Annotated in this window: 14 protein-coding genes and 2 pseudogenes; 13 read left to right on the forward strand and 3 right to left on the reverse strand. The window is 63.6% G+C overall.

Annotation, left to right across the window (positions count from 1 at the left end; all coding sequences use genetic code 11):
- Nucleotides 1-12: 12 nt before the first annotated feature.
- The 7 genes and pseudogenes from eruA to tnpC form a co-directional block, all read left to right on the forward strand.
- Nucleotides 13-4,005, forward strand: a complete 3,993-nt coding sequence (eruA, locus tag AC07V5_RS25045) for an NACHT domain-containing antiphage protein EruA (RefSeq protein WP_495118441.1) — start codon at nucleotides 13-15, stop codon at nucleotides 4,003-4,005.
- Nucleotides 4,006-4,109: 104 nt separating this feature from the next.
- Nucleotides 4,110-5,432 carry a hypothetical protein gene (locus tag AC07V5_RS25050; RefSeq protein ID WP_492688381.1) on the forward strand — a complete coding sequence of 441 codons (1,323 nt, stop codon included), beginning with the start codon at nucleotides 4,110-4,112 and terminating at the stop codon, nucleotides 5,430-5,432.
- A 339-nt stretch (nucleotides 5,433-5,771) separates the two neighbouring features.
- Nucleotides 5,772-6,122, forward strand: coding sequence for an IS66-like element accessory protein TnpA (gene tnpA, locus AC07V5_RS25055; protein WP_495118442.1), 351 nt, complete (start codon nucleotides 5,772-5,774; stop codon nucleotides 6,120-6,122).
- Complete coding sequence (gene tnpB, locus AC07V5_RS25060) at nucleotides 6,119-6,448, forward strand: IS66 family insertion sequence element accessory protein TnpB (protein WP_495118443.1); 330 nt, start codon at nucleotides 6,119-6,121, stop codon at nucleotides 6,446-6,448. Before tnpA ends, tnpB begins: the two co-directional genes overlap by 4 nt.
- A 76-nt stretch (nucleotides 6,449-6,524) precedes the next feature.
- Nucleotides 6,525-7,151: pseudogene (locus AC07V5_RS25065) on the forward strand (transposase domain-containing protein); the annotation flags it as partial.
- Between the two features lie 506 nt (nucleotides 7,152-7,657).
- Entirely contained in the window at nucleotides 7,658-8,950 is a 1,293-nt protein-coding gene (ltrA, locus tag AC07V5_RS25070) for a group II intron reverse transcriptase/maturase (protein ID WP_495118444.1), read from the forward strand.
- 64 nt (nucleotides 8,951-9,014) lie between these two features.
- Nucleotides 9,015-9,986 (forward strand): annotated as a pseudogene (gene tnpC / locus AC07V5_RS25075) (IS66 family transposase); the annotation flags it as partial.
- A 150-nt stretch (nucleotides 9,987-10,136) separates the two neighbouring features.
- Here the strand turns inward: tnpC and AC07V5_RS25080 are convergent.
- Nucleotides 10,137-10,541 (reverse strand): hypothetical protein, encoded by a 405-nt coding sequence (locus AC07V5_RS25080; RefSeq protein ID WP_492688380.1) that lies wholly within the window; start codon nucleotides 10,539-10,541, stop codon nucleotides 10,137-10,139.
- 81 nt (nucleotides 10,542-10,622) lie between these two features.
- Complete coding sequence (locus AC07V5_RS25085; RefSeq protein WP_495118445.1) at nucleotides 10,623-11,282, reverse strand: hypothetical protein; 660 nt, start codon at nucleotides 11,280-11,282, stop codon at nucleotides 10,623-10,625.
- A gap of 99 nt (nucleotides 11,283-11,381) precedes the next feature.
- Here AC07V5_RS25085 and AC07V5_RS25090 point away from each other — a divergent pair, with 99 nt between their 5' ends.
- Together AC07V5_RS25090 and AC07V5_RS25095 are read left to right on the forward strand one after the other, a co-directional pair.
- Nucleotides 11,382-11,696: a helix-turn-helix domain-containing protein gene (locus AC07V5_RS25090; RefSeq protein ID WP_492688377.1), complete on the forward strand. Its 315-nt coding sequence runs from the start codon at nucleotides 11,382-11,384 to the stop codon at nucleotides 11,694-11,696.
- Nucleotides 11,680-12,978, forward strand: a complete 1,299-nt coding sequence (locus AC07V5_RS25095) for a hypothetical protein (protein ID WP_492688375.1) — start codon at nucleotides 11,680-11,682, stop codon at nucleotides 12,976-12,978. The genes AC07V5_RS25090 and AC07V5_RS25095 overlap by 17 nt, the downstream gene beginning before the upstream one ends.
- Nucleotides 12,979-12,990: 12 nt before the next feature.
- Here the strand turns inward: AC07V5_RS25095 and AC07V5_RS25100 are convergent, their stop codons facing one another.
- Nucleotides 12,991-13,833, reverse strand: a complete 843-nt coding sequence (locus AC07V5_RS25100) for a class I SAM-dependent methyltransferase (protein WP_492688374.1) — start codon at nucleotides 13,831-13,833, stop codon at nucleotides 12,991-12,993.
- 446 nt (nucleotides 13,834-14,279) lie between these two features.
- Here AC07V5_RS25100 and AC07V5_RS25105 point away from each other — a divergent pair, with 446 nt between their 5' ends.
- The 4 genes from AC07V5_RS25105 to AC07V5_RS25120 all read left to right on the forward strand — a co-directional run bounded on the left by AC07V5_RS25105 (nucleotide 14,280) and on the right by AC07V5_RS25120 (nucleotide 18,745).
- Nucleotides 14,280-14,684: a hypothetical protein gene (locus tag AC07V5_RS25105; protein WP_492688372.1), complete on the forward strand. Its 405-nt coding sequence runs from the start codon at nucleotides 14,280-14,282 to the stop codon at nucleotides 14,682-14,684.
- 235 nt (nucleotides 14,685-14,919) lie between these two features.
- The gene (locus tag AC07V5_RS25110) at nucleotides 14,920-15,219 is read left to right on the forward strand and encodes a hypothetical protein (RefSeq protein WP_492688370.1); all 300 of its coding nucleotides are present in this window, start codon (nucleotides 14,920-14,922) and stop codon (nucleotides 15,217-15,219) included.
- A 149-nt stretch (nucleotides 15,220-15,368) separates the two neighbouring features.
- Nucleotides 15,369-15,794 carry a hypothetical protein gene (locus AC07V5_RS25115; RefSeq protein WP_492688368.1) on the forward strand — a complete coding sequence of 142 codons (426 nt, stop codon included), beginning with the start codon at nucleotides 15,369-15,371 and terminating at the stop codon, nucleotides 15,792-15,794.
- Nucleotides 15,795-16,036: 242 nt separating this feature from the next.
- Entirely contained in the window at nucleotides 16,037-18,745 is a 2,709-nt protein-coding gene (locus AC07V5_RS25120) for a TonB-dependent receptor (protein WP_495118446.1), read from the forward strand.
- The last annotated feature ends 61 nt before the right edge of the window (nucleotides 18,746-18,806 follow it).

The following is an 18,806-nucleotide window of genomic DNA, read 5'->3' on the forward strand; positions in this document are numbered from 1 at the left end:
CCCCTGCATCAGATGCCGCAATTGACCCTCCCTCGAAAGCTCTGGCATGAGTCCACGGATGGAGCGGTGACCGTTGAACAAGCCGCTTTGCCGTCCCGAACAGACTCGTTCGTCGTTCTGGGTGAGGCAGGCATGGGCAAGACCGAGCTGCTCAGCTGGTTGGGACAGCAGCCGGGCCATGTCTACTGCACCGCGCGCAAGTTGAACAACACCCGGCTGGATGCGGCTCGATTGCTTGGCGACGCCACGACGGTGGTCATTGATGCCCTCGACGAGCTCAGCGTCCAGGGAGACGGGGACGCCGTTGACCTCGTTCTTCAGCGGCTCGGTGACTTGGGATACCCACGGTTCGTGCTGTCGTGCCGCGTAGCGGACTGGCGCAACGCAACCGCCGTTGCCGCGATCCATGAGGTCTACGCAGAGCCCGAAGTGTCGGTGATGCACATGTGCGCCTTCGACGATGACGAGGTCCTTGCCATCTTGACCGGCAAGCTCGGCACCGAAGCCGCCGCGGTCGCTGTCGTCGAGCACTTCGAAGGCGTCGGACTGGGCGGGCTCCTGGCCAACCCTCAAACGCTGGAGATGATCGCCAGTGTCGCCAAGGCGGGTCCGCTTCCCAACACCAAGGAGGCCCTCTTCCGGCGCGCCGCAGATGTGCTGCGCTTTGAACACCGCGATGAAAAGATCGAACGCCAGCCGAGCATGGAGGCAGCGTTGGATGCCGCCGGCGCTGCATTCGCGGCCTTGATCCTGACCGGCAGCGACGCTGTGACGGTGGCCACGGCCAACTCGGAAGATGGAGAAATAGCGTTTGCGGAGGCGGCGGCGCTGCCCATGGCCTCGGAGTTGCGGCCGGTCTTGGGCACCCGGCTTTTCGCCACAGTTGGCGCGGCGAGTCGTTTCAGCTACTGCCACCGGCGCATCGGGGAATATCTCGGCGCGCGGTGGCTGGCGAAGCAATGCTCCACGGTGATGAAGCGCAAGCGCTTGCTGGCCCTTTTCCACTCGCATGACGTCGTGCCGTCGTCGCTTCGAGGCCTTCACGCCTGGCTGGCCACCCATCACGGTGACCTGGCCGCTGAGGTCATCGGCAAAGATCCCATGGGCGTCATCGAATACGGCGACGCTGATTCCCTGGATCGAGCCCAGGCCGGTCTGCTGCTGGATGCGTTGGAACAGGCTGCACGGGAAGACCCCAACTTCCTCAAAGGGCCTTGGCAACGGTTCACGATATCCAGCGTGGCGCAGCCGTTCCATCTAGATCGGGTGCTTGGCCTGGTCAGCCAGAGGAGCACCCCGCTGCGGTTGCGCATGCTGCTGCTCGGCGCCGTCCGGGGCTCCGGTATTGCCGATCCGCTGTTCGATGCCTGCATGCACATCGCAATCGACCCACAGGAGGCCTTCGCCGTCCGATCTCGCGTCTGCGACGTGCTGATCGATTCCTCGCGCACGAACCTCCCTGAACTTGTTCAAGCGCTGCGAAGTGCCGGAGATGACGGCGTGCGGCTTGCTCTGGACGTCGTCGAGGAAAAGGGCTTCGGGCCGTTCAGTGATGCGGACATCGCGCAGTTGGTCGTCAGCCACGCACAGCGCAACGACAGGACCATCGGCTTGTTTTCGAAGATGGTCCGGATCGCTCCCGACGCACGCGTCAGCGGCATCCTGGATGAGCTGGCCAAGCTGTTGGCGCCTCCGAGCAGCCGGTTCGAGCGGGCTGGCAATCACGAGCTGACCGACCTTGCGTATAGGCTTATCGCCAGGCGGCTTGCATGGCAACCGGTTGAGGCTTTGGATTTGTGGAGGTGGCTCAAGCCTTTTCACACCGACACGTATTACGGTGGCTCAGAACGGGTAAGGGTGCATGAATTCATCAAGAACCGCCCTGACCTCCGCCGCCCCATTCAGCGCCTGGTGCTGCTTGAAGAGCCAGGTCCGAAGACGATCTATCAGCGAGGGTGGCGCCTCGAAAGCCGCTCCAGCGGCTACGGCTACACCGACGACGACATCGTGGCTCTTCTTGAGAGCTTGGACCCGACAAACCGGTCTGACAAGCGCTGGCGCGATCTGCTGACGCTGGTGCGCCACTCCGACAGCGCGGGCAAGGGCCCGCGTGACGCAGCCAAACGCTTCGTGCAGAACCGGCCCGACATGCAGGCTTGGATCGACCGGTTGGCTGAACCCCGGACGCCTGAATGGGAGATCAAGCAAGAGCAGGAGAAACGCAGGCGCGCCGCAAAACAGGCCGTTCAATGGCAGCAGCATCGTGCGACTTTCGGCAAGAAGCTGACCGCCATCGCAAGCGGGCAACTTCAACCCATGATCGACCTGTCGAGCGCCTACCTCGACAAGTTTCACGATCTGAACCATGACGCGACGCCGGTCGAGCGCCTCACCCAGTGGCTGGGCCCCCAAATCACCGCGGCCGCTTTGGAAGGATTTGAGGCCTTCCTCCACAACGGTACCGCCCTGAGCCCGGCCACCATGGCCGCCAGCCATGCCGAGTCCAAGCGGTGGCAAACGGGCGCCATCATCGTCGCGGCCATCGCCGAGCGGCTGCGCACCGGACGCGGGTTCGATGGGATCAGCGACGAGAGGATTGCCGCTTGCTTCCTGGAATTGCGGGACACGCGGATCGACGACCACGCCAAGCTGCCGACGCTGCAAGACGCCGTCGAAGCCGAGGCGAAGTCACGAGGTCTCGTCGCGCCGACGTTGGCGATATGGATCCGCCCCCAGCTGGAGGCACGGCGCAGCTACGTGTCTGAACTCCACTCCATGGTCTGGGACGACCTGTCGGATCAGCAGGCGGCTGATCAGTCCCTTCAGTGGCTCCAAGAGATACCTGACATGGCCGGGGAGCCCGAGGCCACGCTCATCGACCGTCTCATCGCATCCCGTAGGTTCACAGCGCTGATCTCGCTGGCCCAAGCGCGGCTGAAACAGCAGCTGAGCGATGAGCGTCGACGAAACTGGCAGGCCGTGCAGTTCGTCGCCAACTTCGACTCGTACCAGTCCCAACTGTCAGGCTGGGCCAGAGCCGACGCCGAACTGATCATGGCGGTTCGCAGCCGATCTGCCAGCAGCCGAAACCGCCGGTTCAGCGTTGCGCTTTCGCCGGCTCAGCTCACGTGGCTGCTCGCTACTTTCCGGGGTGTCTTCCCCCATGGGCGTAGGGGGAGCGACACCGGCGACGACACCCGCGCGCCGGCGTCCGAGTTCCTGTCCGACGTGGCGGACCGGTTGGCAGAGATGACATCTGACGAAGCGATATCCGGATTGACCGCACTTCGCAATGCGCCCGAGGACAGCCACACGGAATACCTCAAGGTGCTGGCGGCCGAGCAGCGAAGAAAAGCCACGGAAGAGCGATACCGCCCACCCACGCTCGCCAGCGTAGGAGCCATCGTGCGTGCCCAGCCGCCGTCCACGGTGGCAGACCTGCAATCGACCGTGCTCTGCCTTCTCGAAGAGGTGCAAGCGCGGGTTCGCTCGGACCCGGCCGATTCATGGCGGGGTTTCTACGGTCCGACGGGTCCACACAACGAAGAAATCTGTCGTGACTACTTGCTGGTCATGCTGGGCCCCAGGCCCGAGTCAATTCAAATGTTGCCGGAGGGGCACCTGGCGAACGACAAGCGTGCCGACATCATCGGGATCCTGGCCGGTATGCGGCTTCCCGTCGAGATCAAGGGGCAGTGGCATGCCGACGTCTGGACCGCCGCCGACTCCCAGCTCGACAGGCTCTACACCGCTGACTACGCGGCCGAGCGCCGCGGCATTTACCTGGTCCTCTGGTTCGGCCGTCAGGTCCTGAAATCCAAGCTGCCGAGATCATCGGGACGCGGCAAAAGAGCCCCCACCAGCCCCGAAGAGTTCCGCACCAAGCTCATTGCGTCCAGTCGATCTGCACAGGAGGGACGGGTGGTCGTCGTCGTGCTGGACCTCGAGCGCACATCGATCACCCGCTTGCTGCCGCATGCTCATGCCGCGACGGCGCAGCCCTGATCCCTGGTCTCGAGCCTCAGCAGTTTGAGGGTTGCAGCCCCCACTTATGCGTAGCAAGCTTTGTCGCTAACCTATCGACGACAAGACCATCCAGGGGAGCCATCATGCCGTCACGCTTCGACGTGTTCATCGCTGGGGGATTCCCCACGCATACCTACGTCCATCGTCGGTTCACCGACCCGGTGTCAAAGCGTTTGCGGGACCCGGAGAACGAGATCACCGAGGCCTTCAACAGGCCCGGCATGATCGTCCAGGTATCGGGCCCCTCCAAGTCGGGCAAGACCGTTGCCTTGCACCGCATGATCCCCGAGGCCCAGTTCGTGAAAGTGCCTGGATCCTCGCTATACAGCGAGGAGTCGCTGTGGCGGATCGTGTCCGCAAAGCTGGAAGTTCGGGTAGACCGCAAGGCCACCACCCAAACGACGATGGAAAAAGGCGCCGAGGTCGAAGGCGAAGTCGGTCTCGAACTGGGCGTCGTGAGCCTGGGCGGCAAGATCGGCGGCTCCGGAAAGACCTCCCAAGAGCGATCGTTTGAGCACGCCATCGAAGACGACCTCTTCGGTGCGGCGACCGACGAGTTGCTGCGCAAGGGGCGGTTCTTGTTCATCGACGACTTCCACACCATCCCTTCGACCATGAAGAGGTATGTGGCGGCTCAGCTCAAGGCCGCGGCGGAAAAGAACGTCAAGATCGTGCTGGCCGAGGTGCCGCACATGGCCGACGATCCGATCGCCAATCTGCCCGACCTGTCCGGCCGCATCGAGCGTATCGAGTTCAGTTACTGGTCCGCCGAGGACCTGGTATCGATTGCTATGAAGGGCTTCGAGAAGCTGAACGTGATCATCAACGAATCCGCGCTGCTCGCGATTGCAGACGAGTCAGCCGGCAGTCCGCAGCTCATGCAGCGTCTGTGCCTGGATCTGTGCAAGGAGCTGGAGATCAGCGAGGCTCGACCCGCCCCGGAACGCTTCCAGGTTCGGCTGGACCAGCTCAATGCGGTGTTCGGCACAACGATCCGGTCCGTGGACTACAGCGCCAGCATCTACTTGCTCGAGAACACGCCCAAGCCTGCGGCGCCCAGGGTCTTCCGCGCCAAGGGCGAGGGAACCCTGACGATGAACGAGCTGGCCGTTGCCACACTCTGTTTGAGCCCGCCGAGGATCAACATTCCCTTCGTGGCACAGCGCGACTCATTGGAAGAACGTGCCGCGCGGCTCGTTGCCGATGACAAGGGTCCAGATCGTGAGCTACTGGCAGAGACATTCAGCCTGATGACCGAGGTCGCCCAGAACAAGTCCTTCAAGATTCCCACGCTGGACTTCAAGCCTCACCGCGGCGTGACCATCCTGGACCCATATTTCTTGTACTCGTTGCGGTGGAGCGGCCGGTACTACGACTTGCGGATGATCGTCGACCAGAGCCGGTGAAGTGATAGTTAGGTCACACCTGAGCGCTGCAGCGACGGCACCGATGTAACAGCCGCTTCACCTTCCTCACGAGGCCGCCTATGCTGGGTTCTGGCTCGGGAGGCTTCATGACACCCAGTCCGTTGCTACAAGCGAATCGGCGCGTCTTGTCCGCACAGCGTATCTACAGCGCGGCTCTGGCACGAGTCCGGCCGGGTGACGCCGCCTCGATGTCACGCCTCAGCAAGGCCTCGTTTGTCCTGGGCCTGGCGCATGAGCGCTGTATCCGTCCGGCCAAGTCATCTTGAAGTCGCCGCGAGTGGCGGCAAGGATCGCGTCCACGTAACTTAGGTGGACATGATGACAAGCGAGAAGGCGGGCACGAGGCGGCGGTACAGCGCGGCGATGAAGGCCCAAGTGATGGCCGAGTGCAGCGAGGCTGGGGCATCGGTCGCGAAGGTGGCGATGGTGCACGGCATCAACGCCAACGTCGTGCACCGCTGGCGGCAACTGGCCCGTGAGGGCAAGGCGGTGGCGCCCGCTGGGACAAGCGAGTTCATCGCATTGCCGCTTGCCGTGCCAGCAGCGCCTGTCGCGACGTCAGCGGACATCCGCGTCGAGCTGCACCGCGGTGCGGTCTCGATGAGCGTCAGCTGGCCGCTCAGCGCCGCGGCGGACTTCGCCGCTTGGACGCGTGAGTTGCTGCGGTGATCCGCGTGGACGCCGTGTGGCTGGCCTGCGAGCCGCTGGACATGCGCGGCGGCACCGAGTCCGCGCTGGCCCGCGTGGTGAAGGTCTTCGGCGAAGCTCGACCGCACCACGCCTACCTGTTCGCCAACAAGCGCGCGAACCGGATGAAGGCCCTGGTGCATGACGGCATCGGTGTTTGGCTGGCTGCCAGGCGGTTGAACGCCGGCCGCTTCGTCTGGCCCCAGGACGGCAGCACGCTGACGCTGACCCGCGCGCAGCTGGACGCGCTGGTCTTGGGCCTGCCCTGGCAGCGATTGGGCGAGGCCGGCATCATCCGTGTGATCTGAGGCGACCCTCGCGGCCGCTGGCAATTGCCGGATGTGCCGATGCGCGGGGCGCCTCGCTGCGGCACGATGGCCGTCCATGATCAGTGCGCAGCAACTGGACGCCTTGGAGCCGCAGACGCGGCAGGCGATGCTGTCGCTGATGGCCGAGCTGACCGCGCGCGACGCGCAGATCCAGCAGCGTGATCACGAGATTGCCTTCAAGCAGGCGCTGATCGACAAGCTCACGCACGAGATGGCGGTGCTCAAGCGGCTGAAGTTCGCCGCCACGAGCGAGCGCTTCGCCAGCACGCTGTCGCCGGAGCAGAAGAGCCTGCTGGAAGAGACGCTGGACACCGACCTGGCCGAACTCGGCCGGGAGCTTGATCGCCAGCGCGGCAACGCAGACGACAAGGGCAAGGCCGACAAGAAGCAGCCCAAACGCGCCCCGCTGCCGCCGCACCTGCCACGCCGCGACGTGCCGCACGAGCCGGCGGACACGAACTGCGGCTGCGGGCAGCCGATGCAGCGCATCGGCGAGGACGTGGCCCAGAAGCTGGACTACCAGCCGGGCACGTTCACGGTCGAGCGCCATGTGCGCGGCAAGTGGGTGTGCCGCTGCTGCCAGAAGCTGGTGCAAGCCGCCGTGCCCGCGCACGTCATCGACAAGGGCATCCCGACGGCGGGGTTGCTGGCGCACGTGCTTGTGGCCAAATTTCTGGACCATCGTGTGCCACGAACACGCTCACCTCCGTAGTTGGGAGGTGCTCGTGGTGCTTCATTGAAGATGAGGGCGGGCCCCTCGGAGTCGGCTTGCAGGAGCAGGCTCCAAACCACCTCAAGCTGCTGCGGTAAAGAGCCGTGGTGGTGAGCGTTGAGGCAAAAGGCGCGGCGTTGACCGCGTCAGGTGAGAACCAAAGAGACGAACGCAAGTGAACCGTCGTTGTGGTGTCGAAATGAATTCAGATGGCGTCGAAACCGGGCCAGAGTGGTTAGCCCGGGATGAAGGTCGAGGGAAGCCTGCCGACTGCTCGACCGGCGCCCGGCATGAAGGCGGCGTGACTCTGGTTCAGGCTTCAGTGAGGAACGTGGGAACCTGTCGTCCCGATGCCAAGGGAGAAGCTCAAGCGGACAGCCTCCGCAAGGGCGAGAGTACCGATGCGGGGCACAGGGACGGAGACGCTCGTAGTAGGGCTGAAGGTTCTGTAACGGGACTGGACCGAAGGGGCGTCGTTGTTCAGCTTCGCCGCGTGCACAACCTGCGAGGGGATGACGCGCGTGGTTGAAGCAAAGTCGTTTGAAATCGCCAAGCGCGAAGTGTGGGAGGCGTACAAGCGCGTCAAGGCCAATCGCGGTGCGGCAGGTAGCGACGGGGTCACGATCGCCATGTTCGAGCAGGATCTGAGCAAGAACCTGTATCGGATCTGGAATCGCATGTCCTCGGGTAGCTACTTCCCGCCGCCGGTTAAGCGCGTAGATATCCCGAAAGGTGATGGCAAGACACGGCCGTTGGGCATCCCCACGGTGGCGGACCGAATTGCACAGATGGTTGTCCAGCGACGGCTAGAGCCGCTGCTGGAGCCGGTGTTCCATGCGAACTCGTATGGCTACCGGCCAGGACGCTCGGCACACGATGCCTTGCGCGCCGCGAGAACCCAGTGCTGGCGTCACGACTGGGTGCTTGATCTTGACATCAAGGGGTTCTTCGACAACATCGACTGGACCCTCTTGATGAAGGCCGTGCGCAAGCACACGGACTGCCAGTGGGCCGTGCTCTATATCGAGCGCTGGCTTAAGGCGAACGTGCAGATGCCCGATGGGACGCTGTTGAAAAGGGACAAGGGCACGCCGCAAGGGGGTGTCATCAGCCCCTTGCTGGCCAACTTATTCCTGCACTACGCCTTCGATCAATGGATGGTGCGGCACCACCCCCAGGTGCCGTTCGAGCGCTACGCGGATGACATCATCTGCCACTGCGACAGCCAGGCCGAGGCTGATGCCCTACGGGCGCAGCTCGAAGCACGACTGGCGGCATGCCGGCTGGAACTGCATCCCGACAAGACCCGTGTAGTCTACTGCGCCGATGCCAATCGGCGTGAGGACCATGATGTACGTCGATTCGACTTCCTGGGCTACACCTTCAAGCCCAGGACGGCGATGAATCGATCGCGAAAGCTGTTCACCAGCTTCTCGCCGGCCGTTGGCGACAAAGCGGGCAAAGCCATGCGCCATGAGATCCGTAGCTGGGGTCTACAGCGACTCAGTCGCTACGACCTGGGTGAACTGCTTGAGCGGTATCGCCCGGTGCTCGTGGGATGGGTTCGTTACTACGGGCTCTTCCATCCGTCGACCTTGCAGACCGCTCTCAAGACGCTGGACCTCCATCTGGTGCAGTGGGCGCAACGCAAGTACAAGAAGCTGCGAGGGCACCTCAGCCGCGCGTGGGATTGGCTGCGCGAGTTGCGCCAGCGCGCCCCGACGTTGTTCCCGCACTGGGGCGCGGCGATTGCTGCGACTGAACGATAGGAGCCGGATGAGTCGAGAGGTTCATGTCCGGTTCTGGGAGAGCGTGGGGGTGCGATTCCCCCGCGCCACTCAACTGCCGCTGTACCGGCAGGAAGCCATCTTCGAGCGTGCCGGCCACCTGATTGCCCGCTCGACGCTGGCGCAATGGGTGGGCGAGTGCGGCGCGCAGCTGCAGCCACTGGTACAGGCCCTGGCGGATGAGCTGCGACGCCACCTGGTGCTGCACGCCGACGAGACGCCGGTGGCGATGCTCAAGCCGGCGAAGCTGCGCGACGGCAAGACGCATCGGGCCTACATCTGGTCGTACTGCACCACGAGCGCGAACCCGACCAAGGCGGTGGTGTACGAGTTCTGCGAGACCCGCAGCGGCGAGAACGTGCGCGAGTTCCTCAAGCTCGACACCGAGCAGGCCTGGCAGGGCACACTGGTGACGGACGGGTTCAGCGGCTACTCGGCCTGCGCCGAGAAAGGCGTGACTTCGGCGCAATGCATGGCACATGCCCGCAGGAAGTTCAACGACCTGTGGGCCAACCATGGCAGCGAGGTCGGCCGCAAGGCGCTGCGCTACCACCAGTGCCTGTTCAGGATCGAACGTGAGATCGAACAGCTGCCCGCCGACGAGCGCCAGCGGATCCGGCAGCGCAAGTCGCGCCGGGTGCTGGCCGTCTTCCATCGTTGGCTGTTCGCGCAGCGGCAGTTGGTGCCGCCGGGCTCGGCCACGATCAAGGCGATCGATTACAGCCTCAAGCGCTGGAAGGAACTCACGCGCTTCGTCGAGGACGGCGACGTGCCGATCTCGAACAATTGGGTCGAGAACCAGATCCGGCCGATTGCACTCGGACGGGGGAATTGGTTGTTCGCCGGCAGCCTGCGCGCGGGCAAGCGGGCCGCGGCGGTGATGAGCCTATTGCACTCGGCGCGCATCAACGGACACGACCCCTACGCGTACTTCAAGGACGTGCTCGAGCGACTGCCGACCCACCCGGCCAGTCGGATCGACGAGCTGCTGCCGCACCGCTGGTCGCCGCAGATCTGAAGGTCGGCGCGAACCGCGCGCCGTTCGTCAATGTCAATGGGTGACTTGGTCGGACGGATACTGAGCGCTATGTGCAACTCGCGAAACGAAGATCGCTGCCTGCCTGAGACGCACGCGCTAACACTCCCCTGCCCTTTCGTCTGGACGGCATCAAACCGCATCTGACGACGGGGCAGCGCCGAGCACAAACTTCCATGCGTCAGACCGTTGCAGCGCCTGGTTGAACAAGTCGATCTCGGCTGGCATGTGGTGCCCGGTCTCGGCCACCTTGAGAGAGCACTCCATCTCGATCATCAGGATCACGACCTGACGCATGAACGTGTCGATTTCCGCTCGGGCGTCCACCCGCATCCACAGCTCGCCACAACCGTCGTCGCTGGTGATCAGGTCGATCCGGTTTCCCCCAGCCCCTCCGTAGACCCGAAAGTCCTTGAACATCTCCGACGGTTGGCCGTAATGTTCGGCCAGCAGCTTCTCCGCCCGACGGCGGAGCGGTGGCGGCAGTGAGGTGCTGCCGTCAAAGACTGCCAAAACATCGAACTGCCAAGCGGCCATGGGCATGCTCTAAATGCCAAAGCATGCATTGTGATCAAGCGTGACGGCCCAGACGTCCGAATCGACCTAGCGCCCTCGTTGTTAGGGATAGGCCTCCGTCAGCGTGACGGTCGCTCCGGTCGCCTTGATTCCGTTGACGATGTCGTTGATCGTGCGCGGAATGAACTGGCTCGAATCACCAGTGACAGTCCGCGCCAGCGTGGCGCCCAAGGTCGCCGCGCTGAACGCGCCGGACGCTTTCGTGAAGGTCGAATAGATGTTCACCGAGTACCCGCCCTCGTAGGGCATCACGCAGGCGAAAAACGTCGTCCCCTCGCCGTACTTGGACATCGACGTGTCGCGGCCGTTGGCGGTCATGATCGCGCCTTCACAGGTGGGCACCTGCAGGGACTGGCCGGAAACTGCGGCAAGCGCGGCGAGACCGGTGCCCTTGAGCGGCGACGCCAGCTGAAACCTTGGCGCTCGTTGAGGCAGCGGCGAGGGCGGGATGCCGTTGTTGATCTGGACCGCGCTCATGTTCTTTTGCAGGCCGACTTTGACCGCTTCCACAAGGCGTGCAGGCGCCACGTCGGGGGCCTTCACGTCATAGATCGCATAGGCTTGGCTCGTCTCCCGCGTGGGCGTGGTGCTTGCGCATCCCGCCAGGCCTGAGGCCACCAGAAACAGCCCTGCAGCGCTGGCGAGCGCTTGCAAGAACCGAGCAGACACCGATGACGTGGAAGCGAGATGTGAAACGGTCATGGATCCTCCTTGATGTATGAGCTGACGAAAACATCCGAACGGGAACATCGGCCAGAACAGCGTGCGCCGAAATGTACGAATTAGTGTGTGTATGAATGAGTGTACTTTCTGGAAAGTGCGCGCGTGTCCACACGTGCAATTGCTCCCCAGAAGGCTTTCGGCTCCCGCATCAAGGAGCTGCGGCTGCTTGCCGGCATGACCCAGGAAGACCTGGCCGAGCGCTGTGGGCTGTTCAGGACCTACATGAGCCGCATCGAGACGGGCCAGGCCAATCCGACGCTGACGATGATTCACGCGCTGGCAACCAGCCTTGCCGTGACACCGGGCTCCCTTTTTGATCCAGCGGGCGATCCGCCGGAAGAAGCGGTGCCGGCGCCGCGCAAGCCCCGCCCCTCCCGTGGCCGCGTTCGCTAAGCGTCAGTCATCAACCCGAGCGGCCCGGGTACCGAACGAAGACCGCGTCCGCTACCTCTTTGCCGTCCTGAGGGTGGTGGCGGACATCCAGCCGCATGAAATTGGTGCCGGCCTTGAACAACAGGCAATCGACCGCGGACCGGGGTGGAAGTGGCAGTTCAAGGCGCGTCTCGACGAATATGAGCAGCTGCACAGGTTGAATCCGGACCAGAAGAGCCATCTCCTGCGATGCCTGCGCATGTGCGAGGAGTCTCCCAACCTGTTGCGAGGGGGCTTGCTGTTGGCGGCTTGGTCCTTGGTGCTGGCGACCCTATGCAACCTGAGCTGGCTTCTCGCCCCGCAGCCAGTGCTCTATCTCGTGACCCTGGGACTGACTGGTTTGCTCGGCTACGCGACCGCGGCGACCTTGAGCATCTTTGATCACGAGGTCTCAACGGCCACGCGCTGGCAGCGGCGGATGCTCTGCTCAACAGCAGGTGCGTTTGCCGTCGCTGTTTCCATGCTGGTGCCCGATTCGGCCATGCTGATCATCCAGTCCGCTTCCAAGCGCTCGTTCCAGCTCGAACGCGAAGCCTATGCCGCCGATCCAGGGGGTTTCGAAGCGATCCGGCAGCTTGCAAGTGACACCTTTGGCGTCAACGTGGTCCTCGGTGGCGTCGATCAGAGCTGGTCTCTGACCAGTGTGCGCGTGCCAGAGGCTTCGGTCGCGTCGATGGGTCTGGGGTCAGGCTTTTGTACCCTCAACTTTTCACCAAACCGAATTCATGCCGGCTTCGGGGGCGGCTCCGGTGTGGATCCAGCGTTGTGGGTCCGGGGCGTTGCTATCCATGAGCTGGGCCATTGCGTCGACACGTGGCGCGATCTGGCTCTCGCGTCCAGCCGCAAAGTCGCCACGCATTCGATAGCGCCGGTCCAAGCGACCAAGGTGTCCGACATCAACGGCTACTTGGCCGCCACTGAAGAGCCGGCAACACAGCAATGGCGCGAGGTGTTCTCCGACATTTTTCTCGTTGGCTACTGGCGACTGAGCGCGCCTGACCAAGCGCCCGCGTTGATCGATGCGCTGGTGGCTCATCGAGATGCCAATGCGCAAAACGATCGCGTCCACTACACCACCTGCTGGGTCAATCTTGCAAGGCGGTCGTCCCTACCTGACGACCTCAAAGGCCTGCTGGTCTGGACCGACAGCCTGCGTGACGATGCTTCCTGCCAACTGACTGCTAAACCTGCCCACCCGGCCGGCATCAAGGCTCGCCTGAGAGATCTCCTCGGTCTAGATTGACGTGACGGCCCGTCAAACGTCGCCCACCACCAAAGTGAAGGTCTGCAGGAAGTGGAAGTCCGGACGCCGCAGCGCGAACTCCGGATGCTGAGGATCGCAAAGTCGGGACAGTTCTTCGTAGTCGTCTTGCGCGAGATAGGGCTTCAGCCGTGCTCCCCACGTCTTCTGGAAGATGGCCTCGAGGAGGTAGCCTTCGTCCTCCGGACGCAACGGCGTCACGCGCTCGATGACAAAGGTGCGCGCGTTGACGCGCCGAAGACCGGCCGATCGAAGAAGGCCCACGATGGCCCGGATATCGGCCAAGTCGCGTTCTTCGAGGCTATAGCGATCCCGGTAGTAGCGCCGCACCGCTTCGTTCGTCAGCCGCTCCAGCCGCGAATCCCAGGCGAAGACCATGTCCGGCAGCAGCGCGCTCTGTGCCAGCGCGATCCGCCCACCTGGTCGAAGTAGGCCCGACACCGCCTTCACGGCTTCCAGACGGTCACGCAAATGGTTGAAGGTGTTGGAGGACCAGATGACGTCGAAGCTCGCGGCGGCCAGTGGTGCACGCTGCAGGTCACCCTGGATGACCAGGGAGCCTTCGGGCGCCCGGGAATGCGCCGCAGTCACGTGTGCTGTCGACAGGTCCATGCCGACAACCGTGCCTCCAGGTTGCACCGCCGCAGACAACCAGCCGAGTGCCTCGCCCGTGCCGCACCCCGCATCGAGGACGTGCATGCCGGGTTCAAGAGCAAGACTCGCAATCGCCAGGCGGATCTCCGGCGCGGCGAACGCGTTGAAGAGCGTCAACTTGCGCGCGTAGTCCCGCGCCGAGGTGTCGCCGAGAAGCCCGGGAGCGGCGGTCGCGGCGTTCATTCCGGCGCGTGGTCCAACGCCCGCCTCGCGATACGCGAAGCATGTTCTTTCTCGATGACCGTCTCACACACCTGCACTCTCCCTTTGAATGGGTGGCAACAAGGTTAGCGGCAACTCGGCGCCTGGCCGGCATCGAGCCGTGGCGCACGCCGGTCATTTTGAAGCTGAGCGGATTGAGGATCGGCGTATCCCGGACGGTTCGTGTTCGGGGCCAATCTCCTGGAGCTGCTGCAGGGAGGGTCTCGGACGCGGCCGGCCGCAGCAAATTGTCGGCATATCGCGCGCCGATGCCTCACACAGGGTGACGTGGTCGATCGGGCGCCCTGCAATGGGGCTTGACCTTCCTACTATGGGAAGGTCTACAGTGGAAGAACTGGCTCCTCAGCCTTGGCCTGGCAGGCTGAAAACGTAAGGAAAAGCCGGTAGCCACGACCTAATCTATGAACATGAAAACGTCCCGCAATCACCGCATCCTGACCGCGCTCATCGCGCTGTTCAGCATGCTGTTCATGCAGGCGGCCGTGGCGTCATATTCCTGTCCGGACCTTCAAAGCGAGGGCGCCCCCGATAGTTGGGTTGCTGACCAGGCACCAGCATCGAAGATGCCTGGCTGCGATCAGCCGGACGCTGCCAGCCTCGGTCTTTGCCACGCGCATTGCCTTGACGGCAAGTCGTCGCTGGACAAGCCAGAAGTGCCGACGGTCACACCGGCTGTCGCAATCGTCTCGACCATCCTTCTCCCGCTGCAACCCCTTGTCGCCTTGCCACTCCCGGCAGCCGAGCAGGCGTCGTTCCTGCAGCGCACGACGGCGCCGCCCATTGCGATTCGACACTGCTGCTTCCGACTTTGATCCCTTGCCGCAGCGCGCGCTGAGTTGACTCCCTTGGCCAGCCGCGCAGACACGCGCGCTGGGTCACGTCATCCCCACTACGCCAACACACGGCGAGCGTCTGAGCACGTCCGTACCGAGGCGAGCTGGGCCGCGCGAACTCACCGTTTCATCAGTTCTACGCCGGTCGCTGAGCGACACCGGTTCATCAATGCGCGTGCTGGCAGTACCCCGCCAGTCCACGAAGGAGTTCATCATGAAGAAGTTACTCATCACCCTCATCGGCTCATTCACTCTTTCAGCCGCTGCACCAGCGCTGGCAGGCCCTGATTGGCAGATCATCGAGAAGGCTCGGAAGGACAAGCAGGCCGCTGTCCAACCTGCCCAACATGCCAGTTCCTTGCCCCCATCAGGTGCACAAGGCGAATGTCGTGTGGACCCACTGGTGCTGCAACTCGACCACGGACCACGGGCGGATACGAGTCCCTACATCAATCAATTGCGCAGAGAGCGCCACGAAGCACAGTTGAAGGCGTGCGCGTCAAAGACCAAGTGAACCGGCGGTGACCTCAGGCATAGCCCCGGCTCCTAGGAGAAGGCGGCTGCGGCCTTGCGGCCAAAAGTCACGCCAAGGCGGCGGGGAACTCCCTAGCTAGACAGGCAACCGACGGCTTGGTGCAATGCAGCACATTCACTTGCCGCCGCATGAAGCTCCTCGCCTTTTGGCTCCTCGTCTTGTTCGCCGTTTTGATACCGGCGACAGCGGTCATTGCTTCGGCAACGACCGCTCCGACGTCCGCTGAACTGCGTCGGGAGGCAACCCAGAGCGCGAGCGTCTCCAAGCACGCGGCCGCGTCGGGTGTTCATGCCAAGATGGCCAAAGCCAAGCCCAAGGCAAAGGCGAAGGTCCAGATTGCGAAGGCTGCTTCTGCCGATCAGCAAGGCGACCACTGCTGCGATCTGACGCCCTGCAGCCAATGCTCTGGCTGCGGTACCTGCCCGGTCATGGCTATGAACGCGGATGTCGGGACCGATGCGCTCCCGCTTCCGCTCACCCTCCTCCCCGAGTCCCTGGGACCGAGAGCGGAATTTCTGCTGTCAGGGCAGGAACGCCCACCCAGAGCCAGCTGACTCAGCACCGCCGCCGGCAGGCTGCGAGCGCGATGGCGCACGCACTTACTGCTGGCACAAGGTTTGGCTGAGTCGCATGCGTCGATAGACGGCCGGCTCTCTCATCGCGCCCCCGTTTCGAGCCCAATTCCTTCCGGCTCGTCCTTCGCCATGTACTCGCCAACGAACAACTGTTCGCAGGTGCCTTGAATCGCGTCCGGCCACTGAATCGGCGACGCCAGGCACCCAACTGGATGTACATGATGCCCATCAGACTTACCCAAACGGCAGTCGCTGCCGCCGTCCTCTTTCTCGTCAACAGCGCGTCGGCCCAAGCTCCCGCCGCTGACGCCGGCGCTGCACCTACGTCACTGGACAAGGTGCAAATCACCGGCAGCCGCATCAACCTGAAGCAGGCCCAGATCTCCGGTGTTGGCCCGGTCACCATGATCGATGCCGAAACCATCCAGCGCACGGGCGCCATCTCCGCCGAAACCCTCTTGCAGCGGCTGCCCGCCTCGGCCGGCACCGCCGGCAACCAGACCAGCGCCTACTGGACCGGCAACGGCTACGGCACGACCCAAGTCAACTTGCGCGGCCTGGGCATCAACCGCACCCTGGTGCTGCTCAACGGCCGCCGCGTGGTCAACGGCGGCACCGGTGCCAACAGCTCCGTCGACCTGAACATGATCCCGGTCGCCATGATCGAGCGCATCGAGGTGCTCAAGGACGGCGCGTCGGCGATCTATGGCGCGGATGCGGTCGCCGGCGTCGTCAACATCATCACCAAGACCGGTCTGAAGGGCGTGGAAGCCTCCGTGCGCTACGGAGAGACCACCCGCGGCGACGGTGATGAAAAAGCAATCGACCTGACGTGGGGACTGCAGGCCGCTGGCGGCTCGCTCGTGACCGGCATCAACTATTCAGAGAGTGGCGCCATCAACATGGCCACCCGCGCACCCTGCGGCCTGGGTGAAGTCAACGGCAAGCTCGAATGCGTGGGCAGCTCCGCCACCATCGGTGGGCGGGCCCGCCTCGCCGACGGGACGCGTGTCAACTTCAACCAGACGCCCGGCGGCAATCCGAGCGCGTATGAGCCGTACTCGGCGGCGAAGCACAACTACAACAGCAACCCGGCGCTGAACGCGGTCAATCCGATCAAGCGCCTGGGCCTGAGCGCCTTCGGCACGGTGAAGCTGACCGAAGACACCCAGCTGTTCACCGAGATGCTGTTCTCGCACCGCGAGTCGAACCAGTTGGCCACCCCCGGTTCGCTCGGCGTCTACCGCACCATCAACATCGCGGCCAACCATCCCACCAACCCCACCGGCCAGAGCCTCGTGCTCGAGCGCCGGCGACTTGAAGAGGCTGGCACCCGGACCTTCTCGCAGGAATCGAACATCTTCCGCGTCGTGGCCGGCGTGAAGGGCAGCATTGGCGACAACTGGGACTGGTCCGCGGCAGTCAACTGGGGACGCAACACCGGTGTAGACGGCACGACCAACGTGGCCAACCTTGACCGGGTCGATCAGACGCTGGACCGCACCAAGTGCAGTACGGCACCTGGCGCCGCGATTCCGTGCGGCAACTACCTCGGCTACGGCAACCTGACACCCGAGGTGTTGCGCTACATCCTTGCGACGACGCGCGACACTGGCGGCAACGACCAGAAGAGCATCAGCGCCAACATCAGCGGCGAGCTGTTCACGCTGCCTGCCGGTCCGGTGGGATTTGCGGCAGGTGCAGAAGTTCGCAAGGAAAGCGGCTGGCGCAACCCGGACAACCTGACGGTCATCGGCGTGGCCAACACCAACCGGCAAGATCCCATCTCCGGCACCTACACGGCACGCGAGGTTTATGCGGAACTCGCCGTGCCGCTGCTCAAGCGCATCCCCTTCGTCGAGTCGCTGCAGTTCAACACCGCGGCGCGCTTCTCTGACTACAGCCTGTTCGGTTCCAAGAGCACCTACAAGGCTGGCCTGGACTGGCAAGTCGTGCCGAGCCTGAAGTTCCGGAGCAACGTGTCCTCGGCGTTCCGTGTCCCGAACATCCCCGAGCTCTACGGCGGCGTGTCGGAAGGCAACCTGACGACGACCGACCCCTGCAGCAATTGGAGCACGCTACCGACCTCGTCCGTCGTGTCGCAGAACTGCAAGGCGGCCGGCGTTCCCGCAGGCTTCAAGCAGCTGGGCAACACCATCCTCACCACGGTGGGCGGCAATCCCAAGCTCGAGCCTGAAGACGCCAAGACCATGACCGCAGGCGTGGTCTGGTCTCCAATGAAGACCCTCACCCTGACGCTGGACTACTACAACATCAAGGTGACCAACGCGATCCAGAGCGTGGCCGGATCGACGAAGCTGGCGACTTGCTACAACACGCCGGGCCTCACGCACATCTTCTGCAGCCCTTCCAGCTTCACGCGCAACAAGACCACGGGCGAGATCGACTTCCTGTCGTCGCAACCGGTCAACGCGGCCGATGAGAAAATCTCTGGCTTCGACCTGGGCGGCCTGTACGAGTTCAGCTTCGGCGGTTTCACGAGCACGATCAATGCCGAGGTGTCGCACCTGAAGAACTACCAGGTTCGTCCGTTCCCAGGCGCCGCTGCCATCGACTACACCAACAAGACCACCGGCGGTCGAGGCAGCTATACGCAATGGCGTTCGCTGACTTCGTTGACGGTGGCCAAGGGGGCATGGTCGGGGGCCTACACGCTGCAGTACATCGGCTCGGCCGACGACATCAATGCCGCACCGACGGACATCGGGGCCAAGGCACCGGCGATCACCTACCACTCGGCGCAGCTGAAGTTCGCCTACAGCAAGCAGTTGGACTTCGCTGTCGGTGTCGACAACCTGCTCGACAAGAAGGCGCCGTTCGTCAAGTCCTATACCGATGCGAACACCGACACGATGACCTATGACCTCCAAGGTCGTCGCTGGCACGTTCGCGCCGGCTATCGCTGGTAAGTCCAGCGGGGCGCCGCGGTTCACCCCGCGGTGCCCCGTGACGCATCAAATGCAGTGAGAC

This window comes from Roseateles sp. GW821-FHT02E12 (assembly GCF_059421665.1).

Excerpts from the sequence above, each read along its gene's own strand:
- eruA (WP_495118441.1), top strand. The coding sequence starts at position 13 with ATGCCGCAATTGACCCTCCCTCGAAAGCTCTGGCATGAGTCCACGGAT.
- AC07V5_RS25050 (WP_492688381.1), top strand. The coding sequence starts at position 4,110 with ATGCCGTCACGCTTCGACGTGTTCATCGCTGGGGGATTCCCCACGCAT.
- tnpA (WP_495118442.1), top strand. The coding sequence starts at position 5,772 with ATGACAAGCGAGAAGGCGGGCACGAGGCGGCGGTACAGCGCGGCGATG.
- AC07V5_RS25080 (WP_492688380.1), bottom strand. The coding sequence starts at position 10,541 with ATGGCCGCTTGGCAGTTCGATGTTTTGGCAGTCTTTGACGGCAGCACC.
- AC07V5_RS25085 (WP_495118445.1), bottom strand. The coding sequence starts at position 11,282 with ATGACCGTTTCACATCTCGCTTCCACGTCATCGGTGTCTGCTCGGTTC.
- AC07V5_RS25100 (WP_492688374.1), bottom strand. The coding sequence starts at position 13,833 with ATGAACGCCGCGACCGCCGCTCCCGGGCTTCTCGGCGACACCTCGGCG.
- AC07V5_RS25105 (WP_492688372.1), top strand. The coding sequence starts at position 14,280 with ATGAAAACGTCCCGCAATCACCGCATCCTGACCGCGCTCATCGCGCTG.
- AC07V5_RS25110 (WP_492688370.1), top strand. The coding sequence starts at position 14,920 with ATGAAGAAGTTACTCATCACCCTCATCGGCTCATTCACTCTTTCAGCC.
- AC07V5_RS25115 (WP_492688368.1), top strand. The coding sequence starts at position 15,369 with ATGAAGCTCCTCGCCTTTTGGCTCCTCGTCTTGTTCGCCGTTTTGATA.
- AC07V5_RS25120 (WP_495118446.1), top strand. The coding sequence starts at position 16,037 with ATGCCCATCAGACTTACCCAAACGGCAGTCGCTGCCGCCGTCCTCTTT.